Annotated in this window: 16 protein-coding genes and 2 tRNA genes; 16 read left to right on the forward strand and 2 right to left on the reverse strand. The window is 48.9% G+C overall.

The window, feature by feature from the left end; genetic code table 11:
• The first annotated feature begins 4 nt into the window (after positions 1–4).
• The 15 genes from ACXAGL_RS07680 (at position 5) to ACXAGL_RS07750 (ending at position 14,922) form a co-directional block, all read left to right on the forward strand.
• Complete coding sequence (locus ACXAGL_RS07680) at positions 5–958, forward strand: ribose-phosphate diphosphokinase (RefSeq protein WP_206936280.1); 954 nt, start codon at positions 5–7, stop codon at positions 956–958.
• 79 nt (positions 959–1,037) lie between these two features.
• Complete coding sequence (locus tag ACXAGL_RS07685) at positions 1,038–1,694, forward strand: 50S ribosomal protein L25/general stress protein Ctc (protein ID WP_474970202.1); 657 nt, start codon at positions 1,038–1,040, stop codon at positions 1,692–1,694.
• Between the two features lie 173 nt (positions 1,695–1,867).
• Entirely contained in the window at positions 1,868–2,431 is a 564-nt protein-coding gene (pth, locus tag ACXAGL_RS07690; RefSeq protein ID WP_474970203.1) for an aminoacyl-tRNA hydrolase, read from the forward strand.
• An 81-nt stretch (positions 2,432–2,512) separates the two neighbouring features.
• Positions 2,513–2,743 (forward strand): anti-sigma-F factor Fin family protein, encoded by a 231-nt coding sequence (locus tag ACXAGL_RS07695; protein ID WP_027953479.1) that lies wholly within the window; start codon positions 2,513–2,515, stop codon positions 2,741–2,743.
• 50 nt (positions 2,744–2,793) lie between these two features.
• A complete protein-coding gene (gene mfd / locus ACXAGL_RS07700) occupies positions 2,794–6,330 on the forward strand; it encodes a transcription-repair coupling factor (RefSeq protein WP_474970204.1) in 3,537 nt (1,178 codons plus the stop codon).
• Positions 6,331–6,658: 328 nt separating this feature from the next.
• Positions 6,659–7,195, forward strand: a complete 537-nt coding sequence (gene spoVT, locus ACXAGL_RS07705) for a stage V sporulation protein T (protein WP_474970205.1) — start codon at positions 6,659–6,661, stop codon at positions 7,193–7,195.
• Positions 7,196–7,279: 84 nt separating this feature from the next.
• Positions 7,280–8,857 carry a putative polysaccharide biosynthesis protein gene (locus ACXAGL_RS07710; RefSeq protein ID WP_474970206.1) on the forward strand — a complete coding sequence of 526 codons (1,578 nt, stop codon included), beginning with the start codon at positions 7,280–7,282 and terminating at the stop codon, positions 8,855–8,857.
• 5 nt (positions 8,858–8,862) lie between these two features.
• A complete protein-coding gene (yabN, locus tag ACXAGL_RS07715; RefSeq protein ID WP_474990719.1) occupies positions 8,863–10,326 on the forward strand; it encodes a bifunctional methyltransferase/pyrophosphohydrolase YabN in 1,464 nt (487 codons plus the stop codon).
• Between the two features lie 3 nt (positions 10,327–10,329).
• Complete coding sequence (locus tag ACXAGL_RS07720; RefSeq protein ID WP_027953474.1) at positions 10,330–10,593, forward strand: RNA-binding S4 domain-containing protein; 264 nt, start codon at positions 10,330–10,332, stop codon at positions 10,591–10,593.
• Positions 10,594–10,749: 156 nt separating this feature from the next.
• Positions 10,750–11,055 carry a sporulation protein YabP gene (gene yabP, locus ACXAGL_RS07725; RefSeq protein ID WP_474970207.1) on the forward strand — a complete coding sequence of 102 codons (306 nt, stop codon included), beginning with the start codon at positions 10,750–10,752 and terminating at the stop codon, positions 11,053–11,055.
• Positions 11,052–11,642 (forward strand): spore cortex biosynthesis protein YabQ, encoded by a 591-nt coding sequence (gene yabQ / locus ACXAGL_RS07730; RefSeq protein ID WP_474970208.1) that lies wholly within the window; start codon positions 11,052–11,054, stop codon positions 11,640–11,642. The genes yabP and yabQ overlap by 4 nt, the downstream gene beginning before the upstream one ends.
• Positions 11,643–11,658: 16 nt before the next feature.
• A complete protein-coding gene (locus ACXAGL_RS07735) occupies positions 11,659–12,042 on the forward strand; it encodes an FtsB family cell division protein (protein WP_281659560.1) in 384 nt (127 codons plus the stop codon).
• Between the two features lie 76 nt (positions 12,043–12,118).
• Complete coding sequence (locus tag ACXAGL_RS07740) at positions 12,119–12,505, forward strand: S1 domain-containing RNA-binding protein (protein WP_027953470.1); 387 nt, start codon at positions 12,119–12,121, stop codon at positions 12,503–12,505.
• Between the two features lie 198 nt (positions 12,506–12,703).
• Entirely contained in the window at positions 12,704–14,071 is a 1,368-nt protein-coding gene (locus tag ACXAGL_RS07745; protein ID WP_474990721.1) for an aspartate aminotransferase family protein, read from the forward strand.
• A gap of 8 nt (positions 14,072–14,079) precedes the next feature.
• Positions 14,080–14,922 (forward strand): MurR/RpiR family transcriptional regulator, encoded by an 843-nt coding sequence (locus tag ACXAGL_RS07750; RefSeq protein ID WP_474990723.1) that lies wholly within the window; start codon positions 14,080–14,082, stop codon positions 14,920–14,922.
• A gap of 76 nt (positions 14,923–14,998) precedes the next feature.
• Here the strand turns inward: ACXAGL_RS07750 and ACXAGL_RS07755 are convergent.
• Both ACXAGL_RS07755 and ACXAGL_RS07760 read right to left on the reverse strand, forming a co-directional pair.
• Positions 14,999–15,070: transfer RNA gene (locus ACXAGL_RS07755), tRNA-Glu, on the reverse strand.
• A gap of 24 nt (positions 15,071–15,094) precedes the next feature.
• Positions 15,095–15,168, reverse strand: a tRNA-Met gene (locus tag ACXAGL_RS07760).
• 283 nt (positions 15,169–15,451) lie between these two features.
• Between ACXAGL_RS07760 and spoIIE the strand changes: the two genes are divergently transcribed.
• The gene (gene spoIIE / locus ACXAGL_RS07765; protein ID WP_474970211.1) at positions 15,452–17,899 is read left to right on the forward strand and encodes a stage II sporulation protein E; all 2,448 of its coding nucleotides are present in this window, start codon (positions 15,452–15,454) and stop codon (positions 17,897–17,899) included.
• The last annotated feature ends 3 nt before the right edge of the window (positions 17,900–17,902 follow it).

A 17,902-nucleotide genomic window follows, 5' to 3' on the forward strand; every position in this document is an offset into this window, starting at 1 on the left:
ATCCATGCCAACTGGATATAAAGATTCAAAACTGAAAGTATTCTCGCTTAACTCGAACCCGGGCCTTGCGAAGGAAATAGCGGACAACATTGGAGTGGAACTTGGGAAATGTACAGTTACAAGCTTCAGTGACGGAGAGATTCAAATCAATATCGAAGAAAGTATCCGCGGCTGCGATGTCTATATCGTCCAATCGACCTGCGAGCCTGTCAACCAGCACATCATGGAACTGTTGATTATGATCGATGCTCTGAAGCGTGCATCTGCCCGTACTATCAATGTCGTTATGCCTTACTACGGTTATGCCCGTCAGGATCGTAAGGCCCGTGCCCGTGAGCCGATTACGGCCAAATTGATTGCCGATCTGCTTGAAACAGCCGGAGCTTCCCGTGTCCTGATGCTGGATCTGCACGCACCGCAGATCCAAGGGTTCTTCAACCTGCCGATCGATCACCTTGTCGGAGTCCCTATTCTTTCTGATTACTTTGAAGAGAAGAATTTTGATGATGTCGTCATCGTATCCCCGGACCACGGTGGTGTAACCCGTGCCCGTAAAATGGCCGACCGTCTGAAGGCTCCGATTGCGATTATCGATAAACGCCGTCCAAGACCGAACGTCGCGGAAGTGATGAACATTGTCGGAAACATCGAAGGAAAGACGGCCATTCTGATCGATGACATCATCGATACAGCGGGGACCATTACCCTCGCTGCCAATGCGCTCGTGGAAAACGGAGCGACAGAGGTTTACGCGTGCTGTACGCACCCTGTCCTATCCGGACCTGCGATTGACCGGATTGAGAACTCTAAAATTAAAGAATTGGTCGTGACCAATACCATCCCGCTCGGCGAAGAAAAAGCGAGCGATAAGATTACGGAACTTTCCGTAGCCGGCTTGATCAGTGAAGCGATCATCCGTGTTCATGAACGCCAGTCCATCAGCATACTATTCGATTAATTTACGAAAATACGTTTAGCTCTTTGTTTTAATGGGAAACTTTTATTAATGATTGGTAAATTAATGGAGGTTGATTATTTTGGCTATTACGTTGAAAGCGAAACAAAGACAAAATCTCAAACAATCCGTCACGCGTGAACTGCGCCAGGAGGGAAGTATCCCAAGTGTTGTTTACGGAAATGACAAAGAACCGATCACGGTTGCTGTTAACAGCATAGAGTTACTTAAAACTGTTCGTGATGAAGGGAAGAACGCAATCATTTCCCTGAATATCGAAGGTAAAGATACAGTTGATGTGATGCTGCATGACTATCAGGTGGATCCTTTGAAAGATGAATTGATCCATGCCGACTTTTATGTCGTGAACATGTCCCAGGAGATGGATGTGGAAGTACCGGTTCGTCTGGAAGGAGAAGCCGCCGGCAGCAAAGAGGGCGGTGTCGTTCAGCAGCCGCTTTATGACCTTGCCGTTCGTGCAAAACCTGCGGATATTCCGGAAGAAATCGTCGTGGATATCTCTGAATTGAACATCGGTGACAGCGTGATGGTAAGTGATCTGAAATCTTCCCGTAATTATGAAATTACAGAAGATGACAATACGACCATTGTTTCCGTAACACCACCGGAAGAAATGCCGGAGGAAGAACCGGAACCATTGGATGTTGATGCGGATCCAGAAGCGTCCGAAGAGAAATTCGAGGACGAAAAAGCTGGAACGGATGAAGCGAAACAGTAAAACAGGATCCCATGGATCAAGGGGCGCGGCCATAGAGGCCCGCCCCTTTTCTGTGTTTAGGAACGATGGAAAAGGGGATTGTAGGAATACATCGGCCTTTCCAGCGTGTTTTGACATTATTTTTGATTCAGCTTTGCTATAATAGATGGTAATAGAGAAAAAGGGAGTTCATTATGAAATGTATTGTTGGTCTCGGCAACCCGGGAAAGAAGTATGACCGGACCCGTCACAATGCCGGGTTTATGGTGCTTGATGAATGGGCGGAACGCAACAACTGGTCATTCAGTCAAAAGAAATTCAATGGCTTATATACAATGGAGCGTATGGATGGCGAAAAAGTGGTGCTTCTGAAGCCACAGACTTATATGAATTTGTCAGGAGAGTCCCTGAGACCGCTGATGGATTATTATAATCTGGATGTGGAGGATATCCTTGTCGTCTACGATGACCTTGATCTTCCCCCTGGCAAAATCCGCCTGCGCAAAAAAGGCGGCCACGGAGGTCACAACGGCATCCGCAGTATCATCGACCATCTCGGAACGAAGGAGTTCAAACGGCTTCGTGTCGGCGTAGGACGTCCGGAAGGCTCCAAAACCGTCATCGATCATGTGCTCGGAACGTTCACAAAAGAAGAGGTCCCTCACGTTGAAGACAGTATCGATTACGCTGTGAAGGCGTGTGAGGCATGGGTGGGTCAGACCTTTGACGAAGTGATGAATACGTACAATATGAAATGACACCTGTTTACTTCTGAGTTCGTATAACGGACCACAAGGACGGTAACACTATCTACCATCACCCCTTCAAGGAGGATGGACATGAAAATACGATACTTCTGCCGTCATTGTGAGAATCAGGTTGGAGAATTAGATGCAGCACACGTGGATGTTTCTCAACTAGGGTTTGATCTGTTGAATGATCAGGATCAGGAACAGATGGTTCATATGACCGCTGATGGCGGTATGAATATACGGACGATCTGTGACTCGTGTAAAGAATCATTGGACGAACATCCACATTACCATGAACTGGACCATTTTATTCAGTAAATCCCGACCCCCAGCTTCTGCTGGGGGAAAAGGTGGTGGAGGAATTCGTTATGCAAGGGATAAAGGATTATTTACATCCAAAGGAAGATGTACAGTCCGTGATTGAAGGCTTTCAATCCGGAATGAAAGAACAAATGGTGGCCGGTCTTTCCGGAGCCTCCAGGAGCCTGATGATTTCTCTTCTTCAGCAATCCCTGGATCGTCCGGTTATTCTTGTCACCCATCAACTGATACAAGCACAGCAGCTGTATGACGACATGCAGGAGCTTGCAGATCCTGATCAGGTTCATCTGTATCCAGTCAATGAACTGATTGCATCGGAAATCGCTGTGGCGAGTCCTGAACTCCGCAGTCAGAGGATCGAAGCGCTCAGCCAGTGGCTGAATCAGGAAAAAGGTGTATTGATCGCACCTGTAGCTGCTTTGAAACGTATGATGCCGCCGCAATCCTATTGGGAGCGTAACCTGCTCCCTTTTCGTGTTGGGGAAGAAATCAACCTGGAGGATTACCTGGAACGGTTTATCAGCATGGGGTATGAGCGTACGGAAATGGTGGCGACCCCGGGGGAGTTCTCGCTTCGTGGGGGAATTCTGGATGTGTATCCGTTAACGGCAGAGTTTCCGTACCGGATCGAATTGTTTGATACAGAGGTGGATTCTATTCGTACCTTTGATTCAGAAACCCAGCGCTCCCATCAAAAGGTGGAGGCTGTCACCATCGGCCCGGCAACAGAACTGCTGTTAACGTCCGAGGACTTTACAAGAGCCCACCATCGTCTGGAAAACGCGCTGGCTCATTCATTGAAGAAGCTGACGAAGACCGAATCCAAGGAGACGCTGAGCCGGGTCATTGATCATGATCTGGAGCGTCTGAAACACCACGAACGATTCCAGGAAATGTATAAATACATTGAAATGTTCTATGAGGAGCCTGTCAGTCTACTAGACTACTTGTCTAAGGACGGACTTATCGTTTTAGATGAGATGAGCCGGATCCAGGAAACCGCCCACCGTCTTGATCAGGAAGAGGGTGAATGGCTGCAGAGCATGCTCGAGGCGAATCAGTCGGTCCGCGATCTTCACTTATCCTTTGACTGGCAGGATACGTGGAATAAAATGGAGCACCCCCGTCTTTATTTATCTGTTTTTATGCGTCATATTGCCAATACCCAGCCTCAGAACATCGTCAATATTTCCAGTCGGCAGATGCAGCAGTTCCACGGCCAGATGAATTTATTGAAAAATGAGATGGACCGCTGGGAGAAGCAGGATTACTCTGTCGTGATTCTCGCACCGGATGAGAACCGTCAGGAGAAGATCCAGGGAGTCCTGGCGGATTATGACATTGAAGCTGTTCCTGCTAAAGGGGAACCGGAACTCCCACTTGTGAAACCGACGATTGTCATCGGCAACATCAGCAGCGGTTTTGAATGGCCGATGCACAAGGTGGCCGTCCTGACAGAAAAGGAATTGTTCAAAAAGCGGACGGCCAAGCCGAAACGCAGACAGAAAATGTCCAACGCCGAACGGATCAAAAACTATCAGGAGCTTAAAGTCGGCGATTATATTGTGCACGCCAGTCACGGGATCGGGAAGTACCTCGGAATTGAAACGCTGAAAATGGGAGGAAGTCATAAGGACTTCCTGATGGTGAATTATTCGGGGAATGACAAACTGTATGTCCCGATCGATCAGATCGATATGATCCAGAAATATGTCGGTTCTGAAGGCAAGGAACCGAAAGTGTATAAACTGGGCGGCAGTGAATGGAAAAAAGTCAAAAGCCGTGTGCAGTCCTCTGTTGAAGATATTGCTGATGACTTGATCGAACTGTATGCCGAGCGTGAAGCATCCAAAGGGCATGCCTTTCAGGAAGACGGCGAAATGCAGCGTGAATTTGAAGCAGCTTTCCCGTATGAGGAAACCGAGGATCAGCTCCGCTGTATCGAAGAGATCAAGGCAGACATGGAACAGATCCGTCCGATGGACCGGCTGCTCTGCGGGGACGTCGGCTACGGGAAAACCGAAGTGGCGATCCGCGCCGCCTTCAAAGCGATTGCAGAAGGCAAACAGGTGGCTCTGCTCGTTCCGACGACGATTCTTGCGCAGCAGCATTATGAGACGCTTCAGGAGCGCTTTCAGGGCTTCGGAGTCAATGTAGGCCTTATGAGCCGCTTCCGTACGAAAAAGCAGCAGAAGGAGACGACAGACCGGTTGAGAAAAGGACTGGTTGACGTCGTCGTCGGTACCCACCGGGTTCTTTCCAAGGACGTCGAGTTCAAGGACCTTGGTCTCTTAATTGTGGATGAAGAGCAGCGTTTCGGAGTGAAGCATAAAGAGAAAATCAAACAGTTGAAGAACAATGTCGACGTTTTGACCCTTACAGCGACGCCGATCCCACGAACCCTGCACATGTCGATGCTCGGCGTTCGTGATTTGTCCGTAATTGAAACGCCGCCGGCCAACCGATTCCCGATCCAGACGTACGTACTGGAATACAACCCGATCTTCCTGAGGGAAGCAGTGGAACGGGAGATGGCAAGGGACGGCCAGGTGTTCTTCCTGTTCAACCGGGTGGAGAATATTGAACGGATGGCGCAGGAGATTGCTGAACTTGTCCCGGAAGCACGGGTGAGCTTTGCTCATGGGCAGATGAATGAAACTGAGCTTGAGAACGTTATGTTCTCCTTCCTCGGCGGAGAGTCCGACGTGCTTGTCAGTACGACAATCATTGAAACAGGGGTGGACATTCCAAACGTGAACACCTTGATTGTCTATGATGCGGACCGGATGGGTCTCAGCCAGCTGTATCAGCTGCGTGGACGTGTCGGACGTTCCAACCGTGTAGCCTACGCGTACTTTACGTATCAGAAGGACAAAGTGCTCACAGAAGTAGCGGAGAAAAGGCTCCAGGCGATCAAGGAATTCACCGAGCTTGGATCCGGGTTCAAGATTGCCATGCGTGACTTGTCCATCCGTGGAGCCGGTAACCTGCTCGGCTCCCAGCAGCACGGGTATATCGATTCGGTCGGGTTTGATATGTATTCCCAAATGCTGAAAGATGCGATCGAGGCGAAGCGTCAAGGCAAAAAGCCGGAAGAAGTCCAGCCTTTCCAGCCGGAGCTTGACTTGAGCGTGGATGCCTATATTCCGGATGATTACATCGCTGATGAAAAACAGAAAATCGACATGTACAAATTGTTCCAGGCGGTGGAGTCTGTCGAGGATATTCAGGATCTCAGGGATGAACTGATCGACAGGTTCGGGGACTACCCGGGAGAAGTGGAAAATCTCTTCCGCGTCTCCAGCATCAAGCTGCAGGCGAAGCGGGCCAGGATTGAATCCGTCGCAGAGAAGAAGAAGAAAATCGAAATGGTGATGGAAGCGGAACAGAGCCGTGACATCGATGGTTCCAAATTGTTCGACTTTGCCAACTCTTATGGAAGGATGGTTCAGCTCGGCACCGAGGACAGCCAGCTGAAGGTGACCTTCACGTGGGACCGCAAACAGGAATTCGACCGCTACAGGCTTGTGGAAGAATTCATCGGCCGTCTCCCGGAGATGATGAGAGAAACGACAACAGCCTGATAATAATCACCCTGTGGCTGCAGGGTGATCCGGCCTGGAGAGAAACCCCGTGTTTTTCTCCAGGCTTTTTTCATGCCTCCAGATGTATAGATCATTCCTTATCCGCGGACGAGCGTCCATGTTTGAAGCTGACTCCTGCCAAGTTGAAAAACAGAGGGGTTCTATCCTGCTTGAGGATAGGTTTACATTATTTATGAAAAAAACCAGACCAAGGGTGTATAGGTTTTTATTGCTGACCCATACTATCGTTAATCACCCGCTTGTTCTGCTTGCTCTTCAACAGGAGAAGGAAAGGTAGTCATCACAGAAAAGGAGGCAGCATAAAAGAATGAAAGCAACTGGTATTGTACGTCGTATTGATGATCTAGGCCGTGTTGTTATTCCGAAAGAAATCCGCCGCACCCTCAGAATCCGTGAAGGAGATCCTCTGGAAATATTCGTGGACAGAGAAGGGGAAGTCATTCTGAAGAAATATTCCCCGATCAGTGAACTGGGTGATTTTGCGAAGGAATATGCGGAAGCCTTAAGTGAGTCCCTGGAATCCCCTGTTCTTATATGTGACCGGGACGAGTATATTGCTGTGGCTGGTGGAGGCAAAAAAGAATACATGAACCGGTCGATCGGGTCAAAAGTGGAGGAAGTCATGGACTCGCGGTCCATGGCTTCTGAAAAGCATCCGGATCCAGTGGAATTCGTCCGCGGGCAGGAAGAAGACGTCATTTCCTATCTTATTCATCCTATCATCGCCCAGGGAGATCCTATTGGCTGTGTGATTGCGTTCAATAAAGAAGGAGCACCTCTTGAAAGCGACGCAGATAAGGCGGTCCAGACGGCAGCAAGTTTTCTCGCCAAACAGATGGAATAACACGAAGGTCAGGCCGATGGTCTGGCCTTTTCCTATGATATAATGGAAGTTCTGAACACATACATATGAGGAGAACGTTCCAAAATGACTCGAACATCTACACCATCTATTTTAAAAGGCGCCTTCATTCTTTCTATGGCTGGTTTGATCAGCAAAATCATTAGTGCCGGCTACCGGGTGCCTCTGCAGAATCTGACCGGGGATCTTGGTTTTTACGTATATCAGCAGGTCTATCCGATTCTCGGAATGGCCCTGGTGCTGGCCTTGTACGGTTTCCCCGGTGCGATTTCAAAATTCATATCCGACCGGGACCACAACAGCAGTCCGGCGTCCCTTCCATCTTTTTACCTGCCTGTATTCCTTCTGCTTACCGCCTTTAGTTTGGTCATCGTGGCTGCGGGCTGGATGCAGGCTCCCCGGCTGGCCCGGTGGATGGACGATCCACATCTGACCCAGGCCGTCCGCACATCTTTTTGTGTCTTTTTGTTTATTCCTGTGATTTCTGTTCTCCGAGGCGTTTTTCAGGGGAAAAATGATATGACTCCGACCGCTGTATCCCAGATCGTGGAGCAGGTCTTCCGAGTAGCTGTTATTATCACCACGGCTCTTGTGGTTTCCCGAAGCGGGGATTTGTACCACATCGGAACCGGAGCGGCCTATGGAAGTATGGCAGGAGCGGCAGCAGCTTCTCTTGTACTTTTCCTTTGGATGGTTAAAAAACGGGGGATATGGACTTTTCAGCGCTCTCCTGTCCGGGCTTCCTTCAGCAGACACATCCTGCTTTACGGAGTATTGATTTCCTTTAACTATATGCTGCTGTTGTCCCTGCAGCTCGTCGATGCCTTTACTCTTGTTCCGCAGTTGGTCCAGAACGGGTACCATCCGGAAGAGGCGAAGGTTGTCAAAGGGATTTATGACCGGGGGCAGCCATTGATTCAATTGGGAACGATCCTGGCTTCTTCCCTTGCTCTTGCTTTGATTCCTTCTGTGACACGTCGGCGGATGGACGAGAATCCGGAGCTGGTCCGGTCTTCGATTACGAGTGCCGGAAAAATCACACTTTACATAGCCACCGGAGCCGCCGCCGGGTTGATCTTCCTTTTTCCTGACGTGAACGAGGTATTTTTCCAGGATGCTGCCGGGAGCGGTTATTTACGTATCCTGATGCTCGTTATCATTGCCAGTTCACTGTCCATTACGACCGCTTCTGTCCTGCAGGGACTCGGCCGGATTCGTCACACAGCTGTTCTTGTCATAGCCGGGATCGGTGTGAAGGGGGCAGCTAATTTTCTATGGATCTCATCAGCCGGTATCTACGGAGCTTCTCTTGCTTCGTTAACCGCTGTTACTTTTGTTTTGTTTGGAAATATCGTAATCTTAAGGAAAGATCTTTCATTATGGAGATGGCGGTGTCTTCCGTGGGGCTCCCTGGTCTCTGCCGTGGCAGGAATGTCTGCAGCATTGTACATAAGCAGAGGAGTAATCAAAGCTTTATTCGCCCTGGATGACCGGCTGCCTCTTCTTCTTTATATTCTGACTCTTTCAGTCGGGGGAGCTGTAGTCTTCGGACTGATTCTGATCAGGACCGGCGGTTTTACAAGACAGGAGATAGAAGCTCTTCCCTCGAGTAACCGGCTGATTCCATTATTACCGAAAGGATGAAAACGATGCAGACGATTAAAATTTTCGGACTGGGCGCCTCCGGGCTGGACCAGCTTCCGCTTGGTGTTTACAGGCAGCTGACGCAGGCCGGTGCCCGGCTCACTGCAAGGACACTGGATCATCCTGTCGTAACAGAGCTCCTTCAGGAAGGGCTCTCGATCGAAAGCTTTGATGAAGTGTATGAGGAGCACGAATGCTTCGGCAGCGTATATGAAGAAATCACCAGCCGTCTTCTGGAGCGTCCGGAAGACGAGATTTTCTATCTTGTGCCCGGCCACCCGATGATGGCGGAAAAAACGGTGCAGCTTCTTTTAGAAAAGGAAAAAGAAGGGGAAATAAACGTAGAGATTGAGGGAGGGCAGAGCTTCCTGGATGCCACCTTCACCACCCTCGGCATCGACCCGATTGAAGGTTTCCAGCTCGTCGATGCGACCGATATCAAGCGCGAGCAGCTGATGTATACAAGCCATCTGATTTTATGTCAGGTCTATGATGCGATGACCGCATCTGAAGTGAAGCTGACGCTGCTTGAGGATCTTCCAGCTGCGCATCCGGTAACCATTGTCACAGCAGCAGGGGGAAGCGGCGAGCTTGTCCGTACGGTTCCTTTAGAAGAGCTCGACAGGAGTGTGGAGGTTGACAACCTGACAAGTGTCTATGTCCCTCCTTTGCAAAAGTCCCTTCTCAATCACCAGTTTTTCCGGCTGAGGGAAGTGATCCGGATTCTCAGGAGCCCGGAAGGATGTCCATGGGACAGAAAGCAGACCCACGAGTCGCTGCGGAAGTATCTGATCGAGGAAACCTACGAGTTCATCGACGCCGTCAACCAGGAGGACGATGATCAAATGGTGGAAGAGCTCGGGGATGTGCTTCTGCAGGTGATGCTGCACAGTCAAATCGGTGAAGATGAAGGATATTTTACCATTGATGACGTAATAGTATCGATAACGGATAAAATGATCCGCCGCCATCCGCACGTCTTCGGGGAAGTTCAGGCAGACACGACGGATGAAGTGCTGACGAACTGGGACGCGATCAAACAGCAGGAAAAGGGAAACAAATCCCCCCGCCTTTTGGACTCCGTACCGGAAAGTTTCCCAGCTCTCCTGCAGGCGGAGGAACTGCAGAAAAAGGCGGCCAAGGTCGGCTTTGACTGGGAGGATGTTGCCCCTGTTTTAGAGAAAGTGGAGGAAGAGTGGCAGGAGTTTCAAGAAGCGCTAACCTCCGGGGACCGGGAGGAAATGGAGAAGGAGTTCGGGGATTGGTTGTTTGCCATTGCCAACCTCGCCCGCCATTACCGCCTGAACAGTGAAAATGCCCTGCAGCGGACCAACCGTAAGTTCCGGATGAGGTTGTCGTCCATGGAAGAATCGGTGGAGCGCAGCGGCAGGAAACTGGAGGATTACGAGTTGGATGCTTTGGAAGAGTTATGGGTACAAGCGAAAGCCAAACATAAAGGAGCGGAATAAAGCATGCGTTTAGATAAATTTCTAAAAATCTCGCGGTTAATTAAGCGTCGGACGCTGGCCAAGGAAGTAGCCGATCAGGGACGGATCAGCATCAACGGCGCGCAGAGCAAGGCGGCCAGTAACGTAGCCGTCGGCGATGAGCTGACGATTCAGTTCGGCCAGAAGGTACTGACCATTGAAATTAAGGATTTGAGAGAGAACGTCAACAAAAATGAAGCAGCTTCCTTATATGAAATCAAAAAGGAAGAACCTGTGAATCAGGATTAATCTGATGAACCACCTCCCCGGGGGAGGCAGGCGGACTGTCGAGGGCATTCTCGACAGTCTTTTTTACGTGTGAGCCCTTTCGATCAGAGAGGCAGGCTCCAAGTCATAATCCTTCTCTTTTTTTCATAGTTTGTACAAGAGAAGGAGGCTGTTAAGATGGAGAGCTATGAGAAAAACCACGGGAGTAGGACTCAGCAGCAGGTCGATCATCATGTAAAGGTTATGAACCGGAGAAATATTGAAATATCAGGCGTCAAAGAAGTGGACAGCTTCGATAGTGAAGAGTTTCTACTGCAGACGAATATGGGGTATCTCGTCATCCGCGGCCAGAACCTGCAGATGAAAAACCTGGACCTTGATTCCGGGGTGGTTTCCATAAAAGGAAAAATGCATGAAATGACTTATTTGGACGAGCACCAGGGGGAGAAAGCTAAAGGTTTGTTTAGCAAGCTGTTCAAATGACCCTCACGACGCAGTTTATGACGATCCTGTCCATGATCGGGGGAGGGATGTTCGTGGGAGCATCCCTGGACACATTCGAACGTTTTTTTCATAAGCGCAATAAACAAAGCTGGCTTGAGCTCCTGTATCAGCTTGGTTTCTGGCTGGTTCAGGCGGCCTTTCTTTTTTACCTGCTTTATCTTGTGAATTACGGTGAGCTCCGGGTGTATGTATTTGTAGCGGTCGTATGTGGGTTCGCCGCTTATCGTGCATTATTTCAGAGCCTCTACTTACGTTCGCTTGAGCTTTGGATAAAGATCTGCACGGCTGTTCTCACCTTTTTGAAAAAAACGGTGTATTATCTTGTATACATCCCTGCGAAATCCATCATTTTCCTTATTATTTCTTTACTTCTTGGCGTTTATAAGATACTTTTAAAGGGTATCATTATATTGTTTATTGTCGCTTTTTATCCAATCAAACTGCTTTTTCGATTGATTTGGCGTTTCCTGCCGAAAAACATGAAAATTTACTTAAGTGAATCAGCAGGGTTTTTGGAAAAGATGAAGAATATAATGGTCAGTTGGGTAAAACGATTCAAAAAGTAAAGGAGGACGAACTTACATGGCAAAGAGACAGCAGGAGTCGGTGGCACGTCTGGATTCTACATACATGCAGCATTATGATGCCTATATGGACAGACATCAGCGGAAGAAAAAGCGCCTGATACGCCGTCTCGCAATGTTTGCCCTGTTAGTGTCGATCGTAGCTGGATCCATGGTGTTTTACCATGTGAAACAGCAGTCACTTTATGCACAGAAACATGAGGAATTCGAACAGTTGAAACAGGATATGAGTGTTTTGGAAAAAGAGGAGAAGGATTTGAAGGAGGAAATTGACCTTCTGAATGATGAGGAGTACGTTCTCCAAATCGCCAGGACCAATTATTTCTTCTCTAAAGAAGGCGAAATTATCTTTAAAATGCCTGATGAGGATCCATCTTATTGACACTCTTTTCAAAGCTTATATATAATATATAAGAAGATATATTCTTATCGAAATTTTAAGGAGGAGCATTTTTTTTATGTCAATTGAAGTAGGCAGCAAGCTGCAGGGTAAGGTAACGGGAATCACTAATTTCGGAGCGTTCGTCGAGCTTCCGGATGGCAAGACGGGGCTGGTTCACATTAGCGAAGTTGCCGACAACTACGTAAAAGACATTAATGAGCACCTGAGTCAGGGAGACCAGGTGGAAGTAAAGGTTATTAATGTCGGAGATGATGGAAAGATCGGTCTTTCCATTAAGAAAGCGAAAGAGAACCAAAACCGTCGTCCGCCAAAACCTCGTAAGCCGGCTGAATCATTCGAACAGAAGATGAACCGTTTTATCAAGGATAGCGACGAACGTTTAGCATCACTGAAGAAGCACACGGAGTCCAAACGTGGAGGTCGAGGTGCTAAAAGAGGATAGCTTGCTGTCTAGGACAATGAGTAAAAGGTGCGCATCTTTTATATAAAAGGAACCCATCCAAATGTGGATGGGTTCCTTTTTTTATTTTTCTAGGGCAGGAGCCGTTTACAGGGTTGAAATGATGGAATCAGTATGAATATATTATTTCATAATAATTTGTATATGAAATAATAATCTCAAAATGTGGAGGGTTTTGTTTTGAATAACCAGAAAGAGCAGCCGGGCCATAGAAGGATGCGGCAGTCAGCCGAAGCCTATGCGAGAGCTGAAAAGGTCATCCCCGGCGGTGTGACCGCGAATATCAAATATTTCGAACCACACCCCATATTTATGAAAAAGGCCTCAGGCAGCCATCTGTATGATGCTGACGGCAATCATTATGTGGATTACCTTCTTTCCTATGGGGCGCTGATTCACGGGCATGGCCATCCTTCCATCAAAAAGGCTGTCATCCGGCAGATGGAGGAGGATGGAACGACGATTTACGGGACACCTCACGAACGGGAGGTTGAGATGGCGGAACGGCTTTGTTCGTTATATCCAGGCATGGAACGGGTCCGGTATACCAACTCAGGACTGGAAGCCACGCTGCTCGCACTGAGAGTCGCTAAAGCCTATACGGGCCGGCCGAAAATAGCAAAGTTTGAAGGGCATTATCATGGAGGATATGATCAAGTATTATGGAGTATCCATCCGGAGGAGAAGGAAGCAGGAGATGCGGAAGAGCCGAATCCGGTTCCCGAATCGAGTGGTCTTCCAGAGTATTATCAGGATCATACCATCATTCTTCCGTTTAATGACCTGGAATCGACAGAACGAATCCTGCGCCGGCATGCCGGGGAGATTTCTGCGCTTATGATGGAGCCTGTTCAGGGCGGTTACATACCGGCGGATTCGTCATTCATGGACGGCGTGCGCCGCGTGACGAAAGAGCTTGGCATTCTGCTGATTATGGACGAAGTGAAAACAGGCTTCCGCTTATCTCTCGGAGGGGCTCAGAAAACGTATGGCATCACCCCTGACTTGACGGCACTCGGAAAAGTGCTGGGCGGAGGTTTCCCTGTCGGGGCCCTCGGAGGAGCAGAGCACGTCATGGAGGTCCTGAATCCGAAGCGGAGTTATGATGTAATGTCCGGCAGTTCGTCCGATCAGCCGCGTGCTCTGTTCCACAGTGGCACCTACAATGGTCATCCGACCGTGCTGGCTGCCGGGATGGCGACGATCGATCTGCTTCAGCAGAGGGACGTCATGGAAAACCTGATGACCAAGACGCACAAACTGCGCAAGCACCTGGAAGACTTGTATAAGGCTATGGGAATACCAATGAAAACGGTAGGGACAGGGAGTATTTTTAATGTGATGATGACAGACGGGGATATCCGTAACTACCGTGATCTTCAACACGTGGACATGACGTTCAGGAAGCGCGTAGATGAGAGGCTGCTTCAGCTCGGTGTGTATACGAAACCGCTCAACCGTTACTCGATGTCAACAGTGCATACGGAAGCAGACATACAGTTTACTGTAGATGCGCATGAAAAAGCGGTGAAGAATGTGAAAGGGTGACAGCTGCTGTGAAGAATGAACCGAATGTATATGAGACGATCCGCCGGTCTCTTCCGGAGATGAGCCGCTCCCACAAAAAAGTGGCAGCCATTCTGCTGGACCGGCCGGATGAAGTTGTTTTCCTGAATGTCAGCCGGCTGGCTGCTATGGCCGGGGTGAGTGACGCGACAATCACACGGTTCGCCGTTTCTCTTGGCTTCCGGGGGTTTGCAGAATTCCAGAAGGCCATCCAATCATCCTTAAAACAGCAATGGAAGACGAGTGAACGGCTGATAAAGACAACGAACCCTTCTCCTTCATTTGAATCTGTGCTCAAAGAAGACATCCGGGAAATGGAAGAGACGATGAACAGGCTGGATGAAAAGGAGCTGATGAAAGCGGTCCATGCTTTATGGAAGGCTGATAAAATTTGGTTTGCTGCGAACCGGAGTGCAGAAGCATTAGGGGGATTCCTTCATTACTATTTGGAAAAGGTGGTGGATGATGTCCGCATGATTCACTCCGTGGAGAGGGATGCGGACCTTCTGGCACGTCTGGGAAAACAGGATGTGGTGATTGGGATCAGTTTTCCACGGTACAGCAAAAGCACCGTCGACATCCTTGCCTACGCTTATGAGGAGGGTGTGGAAACAGTGGCACTTACAGACACCCTTTCCTCCCCTCTTTCCGCTTATTCGGATACGGTTCTCACAGCAAAGAGCCGGATGCATTCTTATATTGATACGTTTACAGCACCGCTCAGCGTCATTCAGGCACTGCTCGTACAGATCGGGAGGGAAAAAGAAGAAGAAACAGAAAAGCGTCTCGAGCATCTGGAATCGATCTGGGAGAAATTCGATGTGTTTTATTGAGGGCCTGCATAGAAAAGGACATAGAAAAAACGCCTTCCAATTTGGAAGGCGTTTTTCTGGACAAGAATGTTTCCGATGACCCGTACGGGATTCGAACCCGTGATACCGCCGTGAAAGGGCGGTGTCTTAACCACTTGACCAACGGGCCAATATATCGTTTTTGAAAAAATAGTAGCGGCGGAGGGGATCGAACCCCCGACCTCACGGGTATGAACCGTACGCTCTAGCCAGCTGAGCTACACCGCCATGTGTTTGAAGTGATGTTGTCTCGCAACGTCACAAAAAATATAGTACACCATGATAGAAAAAGAGTCAACAACCAATAAAAAAATCAGACAACTCTGTTTATTTCGCTAGGGAAAGAAGGGGGTTTTTGGGAGGGGATGGAAGTGCCCGGCATACATTTTGTAGAATCTGATGCGGCTTCTGAGAAAAGCATCGAAGTTTTTGTTTCTGCTCTCTTGTTGTTTTGACAAAATGCTTCTTCTTCATGTGGTTTAATAGGTTTCACAAAGAAGGAGTGATAAACATGTTAGAAACAGTTTCGAAGCAGGAAAATCGTCCATCAGCCGTCCGAGGTTCAAGAATGGTTCAAGGCTTCCAAAGAGCTTCTTTCCGCACAGTTTCGTTTATGGCCGACAAAGGAGTCTTCCACATGGTCCTCGCCCTGCTGCTTGGACGAGCTATCATTCTATCATCCATGGCCCCTTTCGGTGTCGCTTTCCTGTCGGTGATCTGGTGGATGAAACGTCCGCTCGTCATCCCCGTAACGATCATGATGGCAGCAGGGGCATCTACATACAGCTACGCACATGCGGGGTTTATTGTAGGGGCGTCGACGGCTTTTTTGCTCTTAAGCCTGGGGCTGCGCAAAACAAGTCACCCCCAGAAGTGGCTCCCGGCTTTGGCATTAATGGCAAGCTTGATCCCCCGCACCGTCAGCCTCGCTTTACTGGACCGCTGGCAGCTCTATGAAATTACATTGATGGCTGCCGAAGGAATACTGAGTTTCATCCTTGTCCTTATCTTTATGCAGAGCATCCCGATTTTAACACCTCAGAGGTTTCAGCCTACGTTGAAAAATGAAGAGATTGTCTGCCTCATTATATTACTCGCTTCCGTTTTGACAGGATTGATCGGGTGGCAGATCCAGGGCGTAGCCGTCGTGGATGTATTTGCCCGGTACCTTGTCATTCTGCTCGCCTATATTGCCGGCGCTGCCATCGGTTCAACCGTTGGAGTCGTCACAGGACTGGTACTGAGCTTATCGAATATGGATCATATCTATCAAATGAGTCTGCTGGCTTTTTCCGGCCTGCTTGGCGGGCTCTTGAAGGAGGGGAAAAAAGCAGGAGTCAGTGCCGGTCTGGTGGTCGGCACCCTTTTAATCGGTTTTTATATGGGCAGTGACACAGAACTGCCGGCTTCCTTATGGGCAACGGCCTGGGCCGTGGCGTTGTTTGTTCTCACGCCGAACTCCTGGGTGAAACAATTGTCCAAGTATGTTCCGGGCACAGATGAACATTTTTCGGAACAGCAGAAATACTTACAAAAAGTCCGGGATGTCACGGCTGTGAGGGTCGGGAAGTTCTCGGACGTTTTTCAGGCTTTATCAAGAAGTTTCACATATTTAGAGTCTCCAAAGGAGGAAAGCGGTGAAGCGGAGGAGATCGATTACTTCTTGAGCCATGTCACAGAAAAGACCTGTCAGTCCTGTTTCATGAAGGAAAAGTGCTGGGTGCGGAACTTTGATGACACCCATAATTTGATGACGGATTTGATGCATGAACTGGATGAGAAAGGAGAGGCGGGCAGGGGCCTGCGGAAAAGTGTGGACCAGCACTGCGTGAAGCCGCAGAAGCTGATTGATACGATGAATCACGAGTTGTCTTTTTATCATGCCAACCGGCAGTTGAAACGGCAGGTGCTGGAGAGCCGGCGCTTTGTGGCGGAACAGCTGCAGGGGGTTTCGGAGGTGATGGATAATTTCGCTCAGGAGATTGTGAAAGAACGAGAGCACCACGAAAAAAAGGAGCATGTCATTTATCGTGCTCTTGAACGAATGGGGATGGTGATCCAGAAACTCGAAATCTATTCATTGGATGAAGGGAACATGGACCTTGAACTGATTGTAGAAATTGATAATTACCGCGGAGAAGGAGCGAAAATTATTGCACCGGTATTGTCCGACATTCTGGGGGAGACGATTGTCGTAACGATGGAGGAAATCTCTCCTTATCCGCAGGGCAGGTGTTACCTTTCGTTCGGCTCTGCCAAACATTACGCCATCGAATCCGGAGTGGCGCATGCAGCCAAAGGGGGCGGGTTTGTATCCGGAGACAGTTTTACGATGATGGAACTGGGCAGAGGGAAATATGCCCTGGCGATCAGTGATGGAATGGGTAACGGGGAACGTGCTCATGAAGAAAGTATGGAAACGCTGCGTCTGCTCAAGCAGATTTTACAGTCCGGCATCCAGGAATCAGCAGCGATCCAATCGATTAACTCCATCCTGTCGCTTCGTACGAATGATGAAATTTTTTCAACGTTGGATTTAGCTGTGATTGATCTGCATCAGGCGACATCCAAGTTCATTAAAGTCGGGAGCACCCCGAGTTTTATAAAAAGAGGAGATAAAATCCACACCGTTGAAGCCGGGAATCTGCCGATGGGCATTATCCCGGACGTGGATGTAGACGTAAGGAGTGAACAGCTGAAAGCCGGGGACTTCCTCATCATGATGAGCGACGGCATACTGGAAGCGCCGCGTCAGATTGAAAACGTGGAAATGTGGATCAAACGGAAGATCCGCGAAATATCGAGTCAGGATCCACAGGTGATGGCTGATCTGCTCCTGGAAGAAGTGATCCGTACCCATTCGGGTGACATTGTCGATGATATGACGATCATCGTCGCGAGAATCGATCATTATCTGCCGGAGTGGGCGTCCATTCCCTCAGAGAAAAAAGAGGCCTGACCG

Source organism: Halobacillus sp. ABA4_118, assembly GCF_056160205.1.

Excerpts from the sequence above, each read along its gene's own strand:
- yabQ (WP_474970208.1), top strand. The coding sequence starts at position 11,052 with ATGACCCTCACGACGCAGTTTATGACGATCCTGTCCATGATCGGGGGA.
- ACXAGL_RS07680 (WP_206936280.1), top strand. The coding sequence starts at position 5 with ATGCCAACTGGATATAAAGATTCAAAACTGAAAGTATTCTCGCTTAAC.
- mfd (WP_474970204.1), top strand. The coding sequence starts at position 2,794 with ATGCAAGGGATAAAGGATTATTTACATCCAAAGGAAGATGTACAGTCC.
- spoIIE (WP_474970211.1), top strand. The coding sequence starts at position 15,452 with ATGTTAGAAACAGTTTCGAAGCAGGAAAATCGTCCATCAGCCGTCCGA.
- yabN (WP_474990719.1), top strand. The coding sequence starts at position 8,863 with ATGCAGACGATTAAAATTTTCGGACTGGGCGCCTCCGGGCTGGACCAG.
- ACXAGL_RS07695 (WP_027953479.1), top strand. The coding sequence starts at position 2,513 with ATGAAAATACGATACTTCTGCCGTCATTGTGAGAATCAGGTTGGAGAA.
- ACXAGL_RS07740 (WP_027953470.1), top strand. The coding sequence starts at position 12,119 with ATGTCAATTGAAGTAGGCAGCAAGCTGCAGGGTAAGGTAACGGGAATC.
- spoVT (WP_474970205.1), top strand. The coding sequence starts at position 6,659 with ATGAAAGCAACTGGTATTGTACGTCGTATTGATGATCTAGGCCGTGTT.
- ACXAGL_RS07720 (WP_027953474.1), top strand. The coding sequence starts at position 10,330 with ATGCGTTTAGATAAATTTCTAAAAATCTCGCGGTTAATTAAGCGTCGG.
- pth (WP_474970203.1), top strand. The coding sequence starts at position 1,868 with ATGAAATGTATTGTTGGTCTCGGCAACCCGGGAAAGAAGTATGACCGG.
- yabP (WP_474970207.1), top strand. The coding sequence starts at position 10,750 with ATGGAGAGCTATGAGAAAAACCACGGGAGTAGGACTCAGCAGCAGGTC.
- ACXAGL_RS07735 (WP_281659560.1), top strand. The coding sequence starts at position 11,659 with ATGGCAAAGAGACAGCAGGAGTCGGTGGCACGTCTGGATTCTACATAC.
- ACXAGL_RS07710 (WP_474970206.1), top strand. The coding sequence starts at position 7,280 with ATGACTCGAACATCTACACCATCTATTTTAAAAGGCGCCTTCATTCTT.